Source organism: Peribacillus sp. NPDC056705, assembly GCF_043656335.1.
In genome coordinates this window covers 35,120-51,725 of the sequence record NZ_JBHTYI010000008.1, presented here as the reverse complement: position 1 = coordinate 51,725, position 16,606 = coordinate 35,120, and the positions used below count along the sequence as shown (strand labels likewise).

At 38.1% G+C, this 16,606-nt stretch carries 19 protein-coding genes and 2 pseudogenes; 9 read left to right on the top strand and 12 right to left on the bottom strand.

The features are described from left to right. The first annotated feature begins 41 nt into the window (after window positions 1-41). Window positions 42-665: a transcriptional repressor LexA gene (gene lexA / locus ACFRAK_RS12750; RefSeq protein WP_098372919.1), complete on the top strand. Its 624-nt coding sequence runs from the start codon at window positions 42-44 to the stop codon at window positions 663-665. 283 nt (window positions 666-948) lie between these two features. Here lexA and ACFRAK_RS12745 read toward each other — a convergent pair whose 3' ends face one another. Beyond that, entirely contained in the window at window positions 949-1,179 is a 231-nt protein-coding gene (locus ACFRAK_RS12745; RefSeq protein ID WP_387707829.1) for a hypothetical protein, read from the bottom strand. A gap of 354 nt (window positions 1,180-1,533) precedes the next feature. Between ACFRAK_RS12745 and ACFRAK_RS12740 the strand changes: the two genes are divergently transcribed. Continuing rightward, window positions 1,534-1,821, top strand: a complete 288-nt coding sequence (locus ACFRAK_RS12740; RefSeq protein WP_394571820.1) for a hypothetical protein — start codon at window positions 1,534-1,536, stop codon at window positions 1,819-1,821. A gap of 342 nt (window positions 1,822-2,163) precedes the next feature. Here the strand turns inward: ACFRAK_RS12740 and ACFRAK_RS12735 are convergent, their stop codons facing one another. Next, window positions 2,164-3,696 (bottom strand): esterase/lipase family protein, encoded by a 1,533-nt coding sequence (locus tag ACFRAK_RS12735; RefSeq protein WP_394571860.1) that lies wholly within the window; start codon window positions 3,694-3,696, stop codon window positions 2,164-2,166. Window positions 3,697-4,370: 674 nt separating this feature from the next. Here ACFRAK_RS12735 and ACFRAK_RS12730 point away from each other — a divergent pair. Further along, on the top strand, window positions 4,371-4,589 hold the full coding sequence (locus ACFRAK_RS12730) for a hypothetical protein (RefSeq protein ID WP_387707441.1): 219 nt from the start codon (window positions 4,371-4,373) through the stop codon (window positions 4,587-4,589). Here ACFRAK_RS12730 and ACFRAK_RS12725 read toward each other — a convergent pair. After that, window positions 4,586-4,810, bottom strand: coding sequence for a helix-turn-helix transcriptional regulator (locus ACFRAK_RS12725; RefSeq protein WP_387595325.1), 225 nt, complete (start codon window positions 4,808-4,810; stop codon window positions 4,586-4,588). The two genes, ACFRAK_RS12730 and ACFRAK_RS12725, sit on opposite strands and share 4 nt — an antisense overlap. A 134-nt stretch (window positions 4,811-4,944) precedes the next feature. Here ACFRAK_RS12725 and ACFRAK_RS12720 point away from each other — a divergent pair, with 134 nt between their 5' ends. Next, entirely contained in the window at window positions 4,945-5,583 is a 639-nt protein-coding gene (locus tag ACFRAK_RS12720) for a LexA family protein (RefSeq protein WP_387595322.1), read from the top strand. A 366-nt stretch (window positions 5,584-5,949) separates the two neighbouring features. Here the strand turns inward: ACFRAK_RS12720 and ACFRAK_RS12715 are convergent, their stop codons facing one another. Continuing rightward, a complete protein-coding gene (locus ACFRAK_RS12715) occupies window positions 5,950-6,639 on the bottom strand; it encodes an N-acetylmuramoyl-L-alanine amidase family protein (protein WP_394571819.1) in 690 nt (229 codons plus the stop codon). A gap of 532 nt (window positions 6,640-7,171) precedes the next feature. Here ACFRAK_RS12715 and ACFRAK_RS12710 point away from each other — a divergent pair. Both ACFRAK_RS12710 and ACFRAK_RS12705 read left to right on the top strand, forming a co-directional pair. Next, window positions 7,172-8,092 (top strand): aminoglycoside phosphotransferase family protein, encoded by a 921-nt coding sequence (locus tag ACFRAK_RS12710; RefSeq protein WP_394571818.1) that lies wholly within the window; start codon window positions 7,172-7,174, stop codon window positions 8,090-8,092. A 135-nt stretch (window positions 8,093-8,227) separates the two neighbouring features. Further along, window positions 8,228-8,530 carry a CotD family spore coat protein gene (locus ACFRAK_RS12705; RefSeq protein WP_387595312.1) on the top strand — a complete coding sequence of 101 codons (303 nt, stop codon included), beginning with the start codon at window positions 8,228-8,230 and terminating at the stop codon, window positions 8,528-8,530. A gap of 64 nt (window positions 8,531-8,594) precedes the next feature. Here the strand turns inward: ACFRAK_RS12705 and ACFRAK_RS12700 are convergent, their stop codons facing one another. From ACFRAK_RS12700 to ACFRAK_RS12690, 3 genes and pseudogenes are all read right to left on the bottom strand, one after another. Next, window positions 8,595-8,720, bottom strand: a complete 126-nt coding sequence (locus ACFRAK_RS12700; protein ID WP_387595309.1) for a hypothetical protein — start codon at window positions 8,718-8,720, stop codon at window positions 8,595-8,597. 17 nt (window positions 8,721-8,737) lie between these two features. Next, window positions 8,738-9,064 carry a GNAT family N-acetyltransferase gene (locus ACFRAK_RS12695; protein ID WP_394571817.1) on the bottom strand — a complete coding sequence of 109 codons (327 nt, stop codon included), beginning with the start codon at window positions 9,062-9,064 and terminating at the stop codon, window positions 8,738-8,740. Between the two features lie 1,124 nt (window positions 9,065-10,188). Further along, a pseudogene (locus tag ACFRAK_RS12690) lies at window positions 10,189-10,566 on the bottom strand (DNA polymerase III subunit beta); the annotation flags it as partial. A 222-nt stretch (window positions 10,567-10,788) separates the two neighbouring features. Between ACFRAK_RS12690 and ACFRAK_RS12685 the strand changes: the two are divergent. The 3 genes from ACFRAK_RS12685 to ACFRAK_RS12675 all read left to right on the top strand — a co-directional run bounded on the left by ACFRAK_RS12685 (window position 10,789) and on the right by ACFRAK_RS12675 (window position 11,853). After that, entirely contained in the window at window positions 10,789-11,115 is a 327-nt protein-coding gene (locus ACFRAK_RS12685; RefSeq protein WP_394571816.1) for a DMT family transporter, read from the top strand. Between the two features lie 25 nt (window positions 11,116-11,140). Beyond that, window positions 11,141-11,488: a DMT family transporter gene (locus ACFRAK_RS12680; RefSeq protein WP_387595301.1), complete on the top strand. Its 348-nt coding sequence runs from the start codon at window positions 11,141-11,143 to the stop codon at window positions 11,486-11,488. Between the two features lie 140 nt (window positions 11,489-11,628). Further along, window positions 11,629-11,853, top strand: coding sequence for a hypothetical protein (locus ACFRAK_RS12675; protein ID WP_387595298.1), 225 nt, complete (start codon window positions 11,629-11,631; stop codon window positions 11,851-11,853). On the opposite strand, the pseudogene ACFRAK_RS12670 reads toward ACFRAK_RS12675, so the two are convergent. The 5 genes and pseudogenes from ACFRAK_RS12670 to treP all read right to left on the bottom strand — a co-directional run. After that, window positions 11,795-12,232, bottom strand: a pseudogene (locus ACFRAK_RS12670) (hypothetical protein); the annotation flags it as partial. The gene ACFRAK_RS12675 and the pseudogene ACFRAK_RS12670 overlap by 59 nt on opposite strands. After that, window positions 12,190-12,324 (bottom strand): hypothetical protein, encoded by a 135-nt coding sequence (locus tag ACFRAK_RS12665; RefSeq protein ID WP_387595296.1) that lies wholly within the window; start codon window positions 12,322-12,324, stop codon window positions 12,190-12,192. The pseudogene ACFRAK_RS12670 and the gene ACFRAK_RS12665, both read right to left, overlap by 43 nt. Window positions 12,325-12,618: 294 nt before the next feature. Next, window positions 12,619-13,332: a trehalose operon repressor gene (gene treR / locus ACFRAK_RS12660; RefSeq protein WP_387595293.1), complete on the bottom strand. Its 714-nt coding sequence runs from the start codon at window positions 13,330-13,332 to the stop codon at window positions 12,619-12,621. Between the two features lie 30 nt (window positions 13,333-13,362). Continuing rightward, a complete protein-coding gene (treC, locus tag ACFRAK_RS12655) occupies window positions 13,363-15,033 on the bottom strand; it encodes an alpha,alpha-phosphotrehalase (RefSeq protein WP_394571815.1) in 1,671 nt (556 codons plus the stop codon). An 80-nt stretch (window positions 15,034-15,113) separates the two neighbouring features. Beyond that, on the bottom strand, window positions 15,114-16,565 hold the full coding sequence (gene treP / locus ACFRAK_RS12650; RefSeq protein ID WP_260287509.1) for a PTS system trehalose-specific EIIBC component: 1,452 nt from the start codon (window positions 16,563-16,565) through the stop codon (window positions 15,114-15,116). Between the last annotated feature and the right edge of the window lie 41 nt (window positions 16,566-16,606).

The window sequence follows — 16,606 nt, the reverse complement described above, 5'->3', positions numbered from 1 at the left end:
TGCTATAATATAGCAAAGAACATTGGGGAAGAGGTGCACTAATGACTAAACTATCAAAACGGCAGCAAGATATTCTTGATTTCATTAAAGAAGAGGTTCGCCAAAAAGGGTATCCACCTTCCGTACGGGAGATTGGCGAAGCAGTGGGACTTGCATCAAGTTCAACAGTACACGGACATTTATCCCGCCTGGAGAGTAAAGGCCTGATTAGACGTGACCCAACCAAGCCAAGGGCCATTGAAATAATGAATTCGGAGGAAGCGAACAATATTCCAAAAGCCAATGTCGTGAACGTTCCGTTACTTGGAAAAGTAACAGCGGGCATGCCTATAACGGCCATCGAGAACATAGAAGAATACTTTCCGCTTCCCGAAAGCATGGTTCCGCATGATGACCATGTATTCATGCTGGAAATCATGGGTGAAAGTATGATCGAAGCTGGAATTCATGATGGAGACTATGTCATCGTGAAACAACAAAGCAATGCCAATAATGGAGATATCGTCGTGGCCATGACGGAAGATGATGAAGCCACTGTAAAACGATTCTTTAAGGAACCGGATTACATAAGGCTTCAGCCCGAGAATTCAAATATGGAACCAATTATTTTACGAGATGTTTCGATACTTGGAAAAGTAATAGGCTTATATAGACAAATACACTAAAAGCGCTAACCGCGCTTTTTTTGTTTGTTTAATTTATGTCCCGAATTCTCTCAATATGCATATGGAAGAGTAGGTTTTGATATATTTTTTAATAGAATCTATTTTCATGTGAATATTACATCTTTTATAACGGATGTACGGTTCACTATCCCTCTTGATATAAATACTTTGGAAAGAAGCTCATTCAAAAAAAGGAGAGCGTTGAAATACCGTTCCCAGTTAAAATTTCATGTCATTCTTAATGATTCACTTTAATAAGGTAAAGTTCGACCAAGCCATTCCACTATTGAATCTTCACTTGTGTAGAATCATATGCTTTTCCAAGCGCAGAGACGGAATCCCCTTTACTGACAATATGATAAACTTCCTCGTTACTTGCTTCATATTTAGTTAAATCGCTTGTTTTTATAAGGTTCACCAGTTTTTCTGTATATTTCGGATCCGAGGCATACCCCGCATCGAATATTGCTTTGGATGTTTTTTTCTCCAATGACAGCTGTATATAGACTTCCATTTCATGACGTCCCGTTTACGTATAGATTGGCAAGATCTCGAAGACTTTCTTCCCAAGATGGGTATTTCCTGAATTTGTTCCATCCTTGAACGGGCACACCGATGTGGTATTCGATTGTTTATGTTGGCTCTTTCCGAGTTGTTTTAAACCATTCCCGCGGCCAACTAGAAAAAGCCGTCAATCCATATAATTATATGGATTGACGGCTTTAAAATTGAACTCTGAAAATCTTCAAAACCTGGTTGCATAACCTTTGATATATTAGTTTTAAATATGAATTTTTTTATTATAGTATAAAGCCTTGATAAAAAGTAAAAATTAATTTTGAAAACTTCTATTTAAGGTGGTGAAATTATGGACTTCCCAACCATCCATACAAACTTTTGGGATGCAGTAATAGCCATTCCTATCATCATGATTCTTACTCAACTAATTAAGGTCATATTTCATATTCGCCCAAAATTCATCCCTACCATCGCTTTGGGTCTTGGCTTGTTCATTTCCATTTTCATCAGTCATCGTCATCACTTGGTTGCAGGGATTTTCATGGGCTGGTTTTATGGCTATGCAAGCATTGGCAATTATGCTGCACTTAAAACAGGTATTTTGTCTTATAGAGAATCTTATCAAAAGACAGATTAAACCCGTTGTCTCGCTGCAATTCATCAATCTCTTGTATTGCCACAAGCCCGACTGGCTTCTATCCCCATCGAGCAACAGTTAAATCAATATCTAAATTAACAATTGCGACCTTAATTTTCCTTTGGCTGAATAACCAACTCTCATGTTAACCATACCATTATACATTACCCACAAAATACCTTTTCAATTAAATAAAGGTATTAATCGGTAAAAAAGAGGTTCGAAATGCACTTATCCCGAACCATGATTTTAAAAGAAAAATTGAATGTTCTTTTAGAAAAAAACCGTACTCAAACTGACTTTCCTTCGAATTTGATACCTTCTCAATAAGAAGGCATTTCACTATTTCTCGATATAGACCGAACGAACCAGAGTCCGGGTTCTTTCAGTGCCATCCACATTTTTTTCCTTGACGTCAATGGTTACATTATAAACACCTGACTTAGGCACTTCTGGAAGGGTACCAGTAAAATTTTCGGTCTCCAGTACCTTAATTGAGCTTTTCTCACTAATTTCATTACCGGTTTCATCTACTAAGCGAACCAAAAAAGTTGTGCTGTTTGGCGTTTTTTTATCATTCATTGGATTCTTTATTAAAAATTTTGCATCTTTTTGCTTAACTTTTCCGGCCATACTTAATGTAATGGGATTCTTTTCGTTAAATTGAGCTGTGAACAGGTAGGCGTCTTTTGGCGATTTAGTCTTCATTCGCACCTTCCAGTCACCGATTTCGAGGTTGTTTCTATTGAATGTCCGGATGGTTGCACCATTAAAAAAGGAAGTTTCATTTTGGGCTGAATTAACCTTTAAGGAAGGTGAATATTTTTTATTTGATGGAGAAATCAATTCAACCTCGACATCATCTGAGGCTGTATATATGGTTATATTACCCGGGGCTGATTCATTTACATGGAAACTTTGTTCATTCCAAACATTTTGTTTCAGGGCATCACCCATAACGGTTTGAGCAAGTGCGGTTGTAATGACATCATCTTCAACTCGTTCTTTATAATTGACATTAAATCCAGGGATCCCAGCGGTGGTAGCACTCCTTAAATAGGGTTCAATTCTTGAAAATACAGCTGAACCGACTCGGATATTGTCGTGATCAAAGTTTGGATCCGTAAATAAATGTGTTGCGTAAGGTATTTTTGTACTCCATACATTTACTAGACCATCATTTTCCCCATAAGAAGATAAATATTGTCCACCCATTGATAAAGCTGAAAGAACCGGGCCTCTGTTCATGCCTGCCACAGTGAAATACATGTTTTTACGAGAGTTAACATGGTTATCCGTGACAGAACGAAATTCCGCCATTTTACCAACTTGTAAAGAATAAGTTCCATCATCTTTTTGACCTAATAGGGAACCAAGCCAGCCCGCATACCAGCTATAAGCCAAATCAGCAAGGTAAGAACCATGATGAGGGGAAGCTAAAGTGATCACCCTTCCAACATATTGGTGTGCTCCATAGTGTACTAGAGCCGCTTGGGTGTCTGTCCCCCCTTTGCTGTGAGCTATAATATTTACTTTTTCGCCCCCGAAATGGTTACTGATTTCTGAAAGCATTTGAGCTAAAAGCCTTCCGTTATCATATTGGCTCGCTGATCCATTTCCAGCCGAATCATGAAGCTGAACAAAAACCGTTTGGTAGCCTGCTTCATACGCCTTGGTATACATATCATTGATCCCATGATATTCCGTTTCACCGTACCAGCTGGTTGAACTGCTGTTTCTTCCTTGTACAAACACGATAGGTGGTTTCTCTTTGTCAAGATTGGGAGGAATGCTTCCAAGAAACCACTCCCCTGGACTGAAGGATTCGGAGGGCGGCTTCAATTTCCCTGCTGAGGAAATGCCTGGCTTAGCCATAATTAATATGGTTAGAATGAGGACAAGAAAAACGACATATTTGAATACATTCCTTTTCAATTGTTATCTCCTCCAAAAGGTATTTTTTCGAACTCATCCTATTATCAATGCCCCCCTTCCCGGGACTTACATAGCCTTCATTATTATATAATTGTACTTTTGCATACCATTACCTGCCATCCTTATAAAGATGGGAGAAAAAAACTAGAAGAAGTTCATTAAAAATGGAGATAAAGTATGAAGATTCGCTTTCAATTCATTTAGGTTTGCAGTCTTTTTCATTTTATGAAGACGAACTTACGGAGGAAATTGGAATGCCCCAAGTTCACAAAAATGAAAACAAGCCTTTATCCTGCAAAGGATAAAGGCTTGTTCATCCATATTAACTTTTCCTTCGAATTTGCCATTGTCCAATTGCTCCTATTCATGGTGTTTTGAAATCCGTCCTATACATTAAGTAAATAAAAGTTTTTACAATAATTGGCTGTCATTCAGTGGGATCTCAATTTCAATCGTCTATTTTATATTTCAGCATACAGCCTTTTATTAAGGAACATCAAGAAGTTTGGATTTTTACTCCTTAAAGTACTTCCTCCTCTTCCTCCTACATACGCGTATTTCATCCTGAGAACAGGATCAATAATTTCAATGATAATCCAATTGACAACACTGTTGTGTACGATAATATCCTCAATATCCTCTCCACGAAATTCCTTCCAATCTTATATGTGCTAACGGCAGCAGCTCCTACTGCAACTTCCCTTTCCACTTTGTTCACCTTCTTTCCATCATTCCTTGAATCTTCTACCACGGAAGTTGGGATTGTATTGATTGGACTTTACATTGCGAATGGTCAGTCTGTTGAAGAAACGCTGGTACACTTGAACTATTAACTACATTTGAAGTGTAGTTTAGGGTCAAAAAAAATGATCTCGTCGATTGAGAATCCTACACATTCAGCAAATAAATAAGCCTTATCGATTCGCAAAGGAATCTTATATTGCTCATAGTCAATGTAAGTCCTCTTGGCCATCTTCAGCACTTTAGCCATTTCATCTTGAGTCAATCCTTTATACTTCCTCGCTTGTTTAAGTGTGAATTTAATGTTTGACATATCTTGTCACCACCTGTCTAAAAAAATAATACCACACTTGAAGTATAGATTCCAACAACTTTTCGCAAAATTCAGGCTATTTAAGTTTACTCACTTTCACTCATAGTGTATATTCAAGTAAGAGGTGAAGAATTATGCACATTGGTGAACGGATTAAAATGTTAAGAAAAGAAAGAAAAATGACACAAGAAGATTTGGCAAATATATTAAAAGTGGCCCCGACAGCAGTATCGGCCTGGGAATCCGGAAGGAATAAACCTTTAATGGATAAATTGAGCATGATGTCCACATGCTTTGAAATACCGCTATCCCACCTCATTGAAGGAACACCTGTCGTTAGAAATAATCCTGGAGTGGAATTCCTAAATGAAAAGAATGTAAGATTAATTGGTGTTTACGGAAATATCCCTGCTGGAGATCCTCATTTTACCAATGAATATATTGAAGCCTATATGCCGACATTAAATTCGATGCTAAAATCGAATAAAGAATATTTTTTCCTTAGAGTGAATGGCAATAGCATGAACGAAGAATTCAGTGACGGATCACTGATTCTCGTTGAAAAAACAACCTTCGTTGAAAACGGAAAAATTGGTGTGGTTTTAGTAAATGGTCACGATGCTACAGTCAAAAAAGTGAATATCAATGAAGAAAACATCACACTCACTCCCTGCAGCACGGATCCTTTTTATGAAGACAAAACCTATAACATCAAAAATGATAGAGTCCGTATTTTAGGAAAAGTGGTTCAAGCCATTAAAATATATGATTAATATCCATCTCGAGGGTTGCTTTACATAAAGGAAAATAAAGGATTAATGAGCAACAATACATAGATTCCCTTCAGTTATTTGCTGATACATTTTAGGTACAACCCATTATGGTTTGTGCTTTTTATATGCCATTACAAAGAATCCATTTAAATTTGTGTCAGTCTATATGAAAAAGCATAGTTTACATTTCACTCCCTCCACTATTATCCAAGTGATGGACAAATCAGGACAGTAGAATGTACATGATGATTTCATTACATATATATTCTTGAACCTGGAAAAGCCCCTCTCTTTTTGAGAAGGGCTTCCTGCGTGGAGTGCTTCTGGAAGTGTTATAAATAATTTAACCAGTCAATTATTAATTATTCATTTAACCCGTAACTTCTGGTTTACGGTAATGTTGTACTGACTGTCAAGACCGTTCCAATCTTTAATTTGCTGAACCGTACTGCCATAAGCGATGCTTAAGGAGTATGCGGTATCCCCACTAACGACAGTGTGGTATACAGCTATACTTTTCTTTATAAGATTGAAGCATTTAACTAAACCGTTTACATGTCCGCGAGCGAGTGATTCGATAAAGGAAGCCGTTTTCAATTTGGCTGCGTCATTGACATTATCGATAAATCCATTTTCAGACAGGAGTGCAGGCATGTCCGTTTCACGAAGTACATGTAAATCTCCTGTTTTTTGTCCTCTGTCTTGGATGTTGATAAGCTTCATGACCTCTGAATGAATATGATCTTGATACGTTTTCGTGACCTGGTTAGTGGACGTATAGATGTAATCCTCGTACCCGGTTCCGCCGCCGGAATTTATGTGGATGGAGAGATAAAAGTCAGCTCCCCACGCGTTCGCTGCATTCGTACGATCGTTTAAGGAGGGGTACGTATCTTGGGTCCTGCTCATTTTCACATAAACGTTATTATATTCTATTAATAAGATATCTTTAATTCGAGTTGCAATGGATAAAGTTAAATCCTTTTCTCTTAATCCATTCCCCACCGAGCCTGGATCCGTACCTCCATGGCCGGGATCGATAAATACTTTCACCATTTCTATCACCTCTATTAACCTTATGTTAAGCATGGACAAATGCTTGTACATATAACTATCGGATTAAAGAAGTTTTAAAAGATATAGTATTCTTCATCTCGCCTGCCTTTCCAAAAATATACCCACCAATAACTACGGGGGCTTAAATATTAACAATATTTATCCCGTCTTGGTTTTCCTTCGGTTTATCGCTGCCAGCAACATCAAAACGATAATAGGAAAATACTGATGCAGATTCCGAAATTGCCGGGAGGATTTTCATCCAACCTTCTATCGATCCAGCACCACCGTTAAAAAACTTTATTTGGCTTTCCGATTTCAGTAATATGATATTGTAACGTCCCTTTTGGTGTATCCACTTTATATTTTTCAATTTTCATTTTCAGCACACCTCACTTGTTTAAATTACTGTAACAAGCTATTGGTTTCATTTATTGAATTTGCAGCAATGAGGCCTTTGAATTTTTCGCGAAAGTTATCGGAAAATGTGAACTTAAATTCCTTAACAATGAACGGGATTAGGAGATGACATATGATGAACGAATATGAAAAGTTTGAACGATTGGTTCAAAAGTTTGATCAAGGAAACAAGCTAATTCGCGCATGGGAATTAAATGGCGGTATTTCTGCACAGGTGACAGGACTTGAACTATTACAATCGTCTGGGCGGATCGTAAAAATGATCGTTCGTCAGCATGGTGATAATGACTTGAAACGGAATCCGAATATTGCAGCAGATGAACACCAGCTCTTAGGGATATTGAAAGCTGCCGGTTTGCCTGTACCGACGCCATATTACCTTGAGCAATCCTGCGAGATATTTTCCAAGCCATGCATACTTCTCGAGTTTATTGAGGGTAGGTCAGAATTCGCCCCCTCAAATCTTAATGATCATATCTTACAATTGGCAATCAATCTAGCAAAAATCCATCGTGTTGATTGTGCGGATCTATCTTTATCATTCCTGCCTAAAGTAGAAAATACATATATTGAGATGTTAAATAATAAAGAAAGGGTACTCTTGGAAGAAACATTAAATCTAAGCATGATTAGAGATTTGTTAAAATCTTCCACGCCATTACCCTCCATGAATAAAAAAGTGATCCTTCATGGTGATTATTGGCCAGGAAATATATTATGGAAAGAGGATAAACTAGTTTCCATAATTGATTGGGAAGACTCAGGCTTAGGGGACCCTTTGGCTGACCTTGCCAATAGTCAACTCGAAATTTCATATCATTTTGGAATGCAAGCGATGGATGACTTCACCCATCAATATAAATCCATGATGCCGGAGTTGAATTTTACAAACTTACCCTTCTGGCAATTATTTGCCGCGTTACGGTTATCTAAATTTCCTGAATGGGGCTTGGAAAAAAACAAGGAAAATAGCTGGAGGAAAAGACACAAGTCATTTGTTCGCCAAGCAATTAACCAAATTCGTTTAAATTAATGTTTATTCATTTTTTTATTGATCGAAAATTTTAATATGTATATGAACTTTTGATAAAGGCATCTATACCAGTCCCTTTATCAATTTTTTTCATAAACTAACAATGACTCTCAAAAAAATCCAGGAGGTGTTTAAATGTATAATAAGCCCTGGGGGCATCCGAAAGGCGGTCAATGTCCACCACAATACTTCCCGTCTCACGGAATGCCTACTCAGTATAATCCACCTCAAATCTCCCCGACAAAGCAAAATGTTAAAACTAATGTCATTAACAACGTGATTCCAGTTTTTCATCCAACACATACAACTACCGTGAATAAACATTTCACAACATATATACCGCATACCCGAACTATCGTGAAAGAGTGTTATAGCCAAAGCTTTGTTTGTGGAGTTCCTCAACCCCCCAGTCTTTCGAGGAGAATGTTAAGATATTAATTAAAAACCCCGATTCGGGGTTTATATTCATTCCATCAACTTTTGAAATTGACATTCAAAGGATTTACAACTGTCTAAATGCAAATTCCCTATACATTTTAAAGCTTTGTTTCTTATAAAACTCTTTTGCAGCAATGTTTTCACACCAATAATCCAGTTCAATTAAATCTATATCGTTCTTTTTGGCCATTTCATAGACCTCGTTCATTAGCTTTTTAGTTTTTTACCGTAACCTTTTTGGGTTTGACCTTCAGCGATACTAAGCTGATGCACATATACTGATTTATACTTATTTTTAAAAGCACTTTCTGGATAGTTTTTAATTTCAATCCATGCGTAACCGATTGGTTCTTCATGATCTTTTAAAACTAAAAAAACAAAACTATTATTTTTTACCAACCTCTCGAAAGTTTCTTTCATTGAACAATAATTATTTTCCTTAAAATACCTCGGATAAAGTTTTGCATGCAGATTATGAACCTTTTGATTTAATTTTGCAATTACTTCATGATCCCAGGTTTGACTAACAATCATAATTATCCCCCTTCTATAACCTGTGAATATGCACTAGCAATATTGAAGTGGGATATCTGGAAATACCAGGAAATTGACTTATTCGCCGCAGACTGGGAATCCTAATCCTATTAAAGTTGATGCCAATAGAGCGGAAATACGGATTCTAAGTGTAGCGCTACATCATCAATTTCAGTGACTAAGAAGAATTGACCATCAAATTCTAAGATACAAGGTGATTGCACTCTTTCTTCACCCTTTCTATTAAAAGAAATAGTACTATATGAAAGATATATAATCGTGTAACAGGTTAATAGTTTGTTTCTAAAAGGAAATAGAATGTTTGGATTGTTATTTAGATAAAGAAGAACAATCAGAGCACATGAAAATAATGCATTTTAGCAGTTATTGTATTAGTTTTGCATTTGGAAAAAGGCATACTTCTTAGTCAAATTGCATTCATAAGAAAAGCTTGATGCGATAATTGAACTACCCAGCAGCAGTTTCGACCTTACTGTATGATTGAAGTGGCGGAACAAAAAGGAGAACAAGTCATATGTATGACTTGTTCTCCCCCTTTCTTATTTTATTCCATCTTTTTATTTTTCCATGTTATAAAATGAAGACCCATTGGCTTAAATGCTCAGGTATTGTACTTGGTGGGTCCCTTACTGGATATAGGAGAATAATCACTACTGAAAAACGAATCGTGAGTATTTAGCTATTATAGGGTCATATTTATACCATATATTCTACCGTGGTTTATTTTAAAATAAATTATTTTAAAGAGAATCTTCCAACAGTACTCAAGCAAGGCAATACGACTGATAAATACATAATCTTACATTCGCTTTTTCCTGACGTTCTTATTAAAAGAATTCTGTTACCCAGATGTGCATCATTGATTATAAGCCGCGTTCGATTACAAAAGCAGAGTAGGATATTCTCAAGTCTCTTGTACAAATCGCCATGGATGAAATGGAATTGCGCATGGCCTCATTTCACATCAATAAACTCAGTAAGGATAAATCCGACTTATTGGCGGTCTTAAGTCATTTCATTAATCCGCTGTTACCGGTTGGCGATTCACCCCTGTTATTCGTTTCCTACAGTCTTTGCGCTTGAGTATGTTCTCACTGGTGAAATTAGATGAAGATAGGTTTCATTGGACCACCAAAACTTAGCTTTACCTCTTTTTCTTTTATCGCTTTTAAGGCATCCAATAAAAAACTTCCATCCAGTGATATACTTAACCCCGCATCACCTCTGATTGCCTTGATGCTTTGCGTTTCTTCTATCTTCCCTAATTCCGATGAGTTAGAAGATATCCTTAGCTTACTATTATCCAAGATTTCTAAATGAACATTGTTATTTCTCCATTCACTTGCAAAAAGGCAGGCCCTATCAATACCCTTTAATAGTGCATTGGTATCCATGTTGATGACCGTTTTCAAATCTTGGGGCAGCAACCCTGATACATTCGGATAATTACCTTCAATCAGCCTTGAATACAGTGAGATAGTGTTTGTTTTAAAGACGATCCTGTTAGCCCTACTTATATGTTGCTATCAGGTCCGAAGAAGCGGCTTATTGCATCACCTTCAGCCTAATATTGAGCCTGTACTGCAATGACAGTAAATATGAAACTGACCATAGGCAGTATTAGTTTTATATGAGTCCTTTAGATGATAAGATTCTTGGGGAAGTGATTGAAAAAATAGATCAATATTTAGGAGGAGTCCATCTTGAATCCTTATGCATTTTTGGCAATAGCCATCCTAAGTGAAGTGTTTGGCAGTTCGATGTTAAAATTATCAAACGGGTTTAAAAGGTTATTCCCTTCCATAGGTGTGGTAATTGGAATGGGTTTGGCTTTTTATTGCCTATCGTTATCATTAATAACCATACCGCTTGGAACGGCTTATGCCATTTGGTCGGGAATAGGCACAGCTTTAACTGCTTTAGTCGGAGTTATCGTTTATAAAGAAAGCTTTAACATGAAAAAATTTTTAGGTTTAGTCCTGATCATTGGAGGAGTGGTGGTTTTGAAACTCTCAAGTGGAGGCAATTAACAATTTAGTAATCGGAGGTAATAGTATGAAAGGATACATGGCTTTAGGAATATCCATCTTTAGCGAAGTCTTTGGTACGACCATGCTTAAGTTGTCTGAAGGATTCACGCATTTATTCGCTTCACTTGGGGTTATAATAGGATTTGGAATTGCATTTTATAGCTTATCTATATGTCTTAAAACAATTCCGTTAAGCTTGGCTTATGCCATTTGGTCCGGAATAGGCACAGCTTTAACAGCATTAATTGGCGTACTATTATGGAGTGAGCCATTTAGTATCACTACATTAGGTGGCTTAGTATTAATCATTGGTGGAGTGGCGTTACTAAATGCTTCCCATACTCACAAACAAGCAGAAGGATCGTCAAACTAATGGTTTGATGATCTTCCTCTCCCCCGCTCGTTTAAAAATAAAAGGCTCTTTTCTAAAAGATTGTTGCTATTAGAAAAATGAATTGTATAATATTAGAAATAACTGAAAGGTCTGTTAATATCTAATTAGGAGGTGTTTAGATGAAATTAAAGAGCTTCATAGTTACCTTTGGTTCATTTGTATTGACGACAGGAATGCTTTATCTGGTTGGTCATATGTTTACTATTCCTTGGTTAATGTTCCATCACGAATATACCGAGAACGGAAACGGCTTCTTCATTTCAGCTGGTTCGTTGGTTCCACTAATTATCGGTCTGATTGTATGTTTTTTTGCAGAAAAGATTTATATATACAAGTTCCGATAAAAACTTGAAAACGGTTGTAAAATACACCCATTTGACAGGAAATGAGAAGCAAATCTTTTAGGCGTCCTTGAAAAGGCACTTTTTTATTCAACTCAAGAAATTAGTGCCAGAAAAGGTAATTATCAATGTACTTAGTGGCCACTCCTTGAAAACGGTCCATCTGCTTTTTTTAACGTTTGTGGTAGCCATTTACGTGCTGGATATGATAATATCTTTTCTTACATAGACCTTCTTAATTACGTTAATAGGTTCATGCTGAAGAACCTTCATTATCGCGATTTTCTTAAAGTAAGTGGCTGTATCAGTGCAAAGCAGAGGTGTCGGTATGGCTTCCTCTCACCTTGTCCAACTCGACAGCAGTATCTCGTCCTTTTCCTGCTCAGGGAACAAATCTTCTTTAATAGCATTAAAGAGCTTTAAATGTTGTTTTGGAGTAAGGACTGAAAAATCCTGATAAATATCTAACCACATTGTTGAATGCCCTCCTGTATAATCCATTATTCGAATAAATAGTTTGATTCCAATATCAACAATCTAATACGAAAACAGCCAAATAGAAAGAGTCCAATTCGATGTCTATAAGAATAACACGATACATTAACAGCATTAAAAAAAGGCCGCCACGGCGACCTTCTCCTTTTGACTAGAGCTGACCTTTCATGAATCAGTCCAGTCCTCCCATATAATTCCACAGCGTTTTCCTTGGCAATCTAATTGTTTTTTCATTTCATCCTTAGACTGCCATTCATCAAATACCTTTAGCATTCACCAGGTTCTTCGTGCAAAGTCCGTGAACTTGAATTTATCGGGTCTATGCCTGGATTCACTATACTGAAACAAACTTCCATCGATTAAATGAACCGTACTTTTCACCACTGCCACCATATCGAAGTCTTCAATGTCCAATAATTGTCTATCTTCTTCACTGCATGGCTCCACGGTAATTTCCTTATTGGAAAAACCGATCTGGAGTCCGAGTCCCTTTTCGATATATCCATAAATCGAATCCTCGCAAATTTCCTTCGTCAGGTTGGTTACGAACTCGCTTTTGAAATAGTCTTTATCCAGTATGATTTTCTTGCCGTTGATTTGCCGTACCCGAAACACTTTCCACACTTTACCACCATCCGTTAAGTCCAGAAGCTTGGCCATGTTAGCGTCAGGGCTCTCAAGCTCCAACTTATGGATGATCGTTTTGGAGTGCAAATTCAACTTTTCCACCATTTCTTTATAGGAAATCAACCCTGCTACAGGAAAATTAAATTTGCTGAAATCCAAGACAAATGAACCCTTGCCTTTGATTTTATGGATATATCCATTTTGTTCAAGCAACTGTAATGACTTTCTCACAGTATCCCTGGATAAGCCATACTCTTCCATGAAGCTGCTTTCGGAAGGAAGCTTGGAATTTGTCGGAAAGGTTCCTTCTTCAATTTTTGAAACGATATCACTATATAGCGATAGATACTTGCTGTTCATTTCATCACCACAATATATTTTCTTAGTCTGCTACTTGTCCTTTTTCAACAAATAGACAACCGATTCATAGGGTCGAAGGATAAAATCACCTTCAATTTCTTTCGAATCGATATAGTTTGAGAGCAAGAGCTCCGAGTTGTATCCGAATAGGTCCATATCTTTTGGGATCTCGAAGGACGCTTCCTTTGCATAAAAGTTATTGATGACCAAAAGTTTCTCGTCTTCATAACTGCGAACATAAGCGAACAATTGGTCATGGCCGCCAAGAATTTCCTGGTAGTCCCCATATGCAATGATATCATGTTTCTTGCGTAAGAATATAAGTTTTTGGTAATGATGAAAAATGGAATCCTGATCCTTTAGTGCGTGTTCTGCGTTGATTATCTTAGCATTATCAGGCACTGAAATCCATGGCGTCACTTTTGTAAAGCCTGCGTGCTCCGTATCTTCCCACTGCATGGGAGTTCGAGAATTATCACGGGATTTAGCCTGAAGAATTTCGATTATATCCTGTTCATCCTTGCCTGCCATTTTTAAAATATTATAATAATTAATCGATTCCACATCCCGATATTGACCAATATCATTGAATTTCGGGTTGGTCATTCCTATTTCCTCCCCTTGATAAATATAAGGGGTTCCCCTAAGCATATGAATGGATGTTGCCAGCATCTTGGCAGATTCCTTATGATACTCTTGATCATTCCCAAACCTGGATACGATCCTCGGCTGGTCATGGTTGCACCAGAACAGGGCATTCCATCCATTTCCTTCTTGCATCCCATACTGCCAGCTGCTTAGGATTTCCTTTAACTGCCTGAAGTCAAAATCTGCCACTGACCACTTTTCCCCATCTTTATAATCCACCTTTAGATGATGGAAACTGAATACCATGGACAGCTCCTTTTCAACTGGAGATGAATATTTGATGCAATGGTCAATGGTCGTCGATGACATTTCCCCTACAGTCATCACCTCTACATCCTTCCCAAATGTTTCTTCATGCATCTCTTTAAGGAATTGATGAATTTTGGGACCATCTGTATAAAAGCAGCGTCCATCTCCATCATCGTCATTTTCATAGAAGTCGGGTTTCGAAATAAGATTGATCACATCCAAACGGAAGCCTTTGACACCTTTATCCATCCAGAAGTTAACTACATTGAAGATTTCCTGCCTTACTCTGGGATTTTCCCAGTTAAGATCAGCTTGGGTCCGATCGAACAAGTGAAGGTAGTATTCATCATGTTCCGCTACATATTCCCATGCAGGGCCTCCGAATTTCGAAATCCAATTGGTAGGGGGCTCTCCATCTTTCGATTTCTTGAAAATATAATAGTCCTTATATTCTTTATCTCCAGACAATGCTTTTTGGAACCATTCATGCTCTGTTGATGTATGGTTGAATACCATATCCAACATGATTTGGATATCCCGCGAATTAGCTTCCTTCACCAATCTTTCGAAATCATCCATCGTCCCGAAAACAGGATCAATGGATGTATAATCCGCTACATCATATCCATTATCATTCTGAGGGGAACGATAAAAAGGGGTCAGCCAAATATAATCCACTCCCAGTTCATTCAGATAATCAAGTTTTTCAATAACACCATTTATGTCCCCGATGCCGTCACCGTTCGAATCCTTAAATGACTTCGGATAAATTTGATAGATGGTACTTTTTTTAAAATCCTTCATTATGATTCCTCCTCTGCTATCCCTGATGTCTCTTTTGCCAGTATGTTAAAAAAGAGGGAGAATGCTCCCCCTCCGCGTTATTAAGCATTTAATTTCGTTGTTTTCGTTCTTGTTTTCAAATTCATTTTAGGACGTTTGGAAAATGCAATAGTCAAAATGAATGGCACAACGAAAGCAACCAACATCGCGAGTGCAAACATTCCCATGTGCTGTGGCTGGATGGATAGAATACCCGGAATCCCCCCAACACCGATGGAATTAGCCATTACTCCAGATCCGACTGAAACGATGCCTGCGAAAAGTGAACCGATCATACCGGCTAAGAACGGAAAGCCGTATTTCAGGTTAATCCCGAACATGGCTGGCTCGGTTACACCTAGATAACATGAAATCGTAGCGGGGATGGAAACTTGTCTTTCCTCCTGGTCCTTTCTGTTGATGTAAATCATCGCAAGCACTGCCGTTCCCTGTGCAATATTGGATAATGCGATCATCGGCCATAGGTTCGTACCGCCAAGTTCACTCATGAGCTGAAGATCGATTGCATTTGTCATGTGATGCAGTCCCGTGATGACAAGCGGTGCATAAGCAAAGCCGAAAACTGCAGCAAATAGCCAGCCAACTGATGAATTCAATCCGGAATATACAACCGTAGAAATCACAGAACCGATTTTCCAGCCTAAAGGCCCCAAAATGGTGTGGGCAATGATAACAGTTGGAAGTAAAGCGAAAAATGGAACGACGATCATGGAAATGGAATTATGCACTTTATCTCTCAAGAACCGTTCTAAATATGCCAAGACGAACCCTGCAAGTATCGCTGGGATGACTTGAGCCTGATAGCCGATCATGTCGACCTGGGCAAAACCGAAATCCCAAAAAGGTATGTCACTTGCCTTTGTGTTTGCCACTGCATATGCATTAAGAAGTTGTGGGGAAACCAGGGTCAAACCAAGGACGATGCCGAGAATTTGAGTCGTGCCCATTTTCTTCGAGATCGACCATGTAATCCCAACAGGAAGAAAATGAAAAATAGCTTCACCTATCAGCCAAAGGAAGGCATGGACCCCTGCCCAAAATTGGGAAATATCCACAAGGGTCTTTGTGCTATCATCGAACATTTTAATATCGCCGATGATATTGCGGAATCCAAGAATGAGTCCGCCAACGACAATGGCAGGAATCAGCGGGGTGAAAATATCCGCAAGATGGGCAATCATACGCTGCAGCCAGCTCATATTCTGTTTAGCTGCATTTTTCACATCTTCTTTTGACGCTTCCTGAAGTCCAGCTATGGAAACGAATTCATTATAAAACGATGATACCTCGTTCCCGATTATGACCTGGAACTGGCCAGCTTGTGTAAACGTTCCTTTCACAAGCTTAATCGATTCGATATTCGTTACATCTGCCTTGGAGGGATCTTTCAAAGCAAAACGCATTCTTGTCGCACAATGCGTAACCGTAGCAATATTCTCTTTCCCTCCGACATGTTGAAGCAAATCCGTTGCTGGTTCTGTGTATTTACCCATTTCACTACTTCCTTTCCCTAGAAAGCAAAATATAGTTGTTT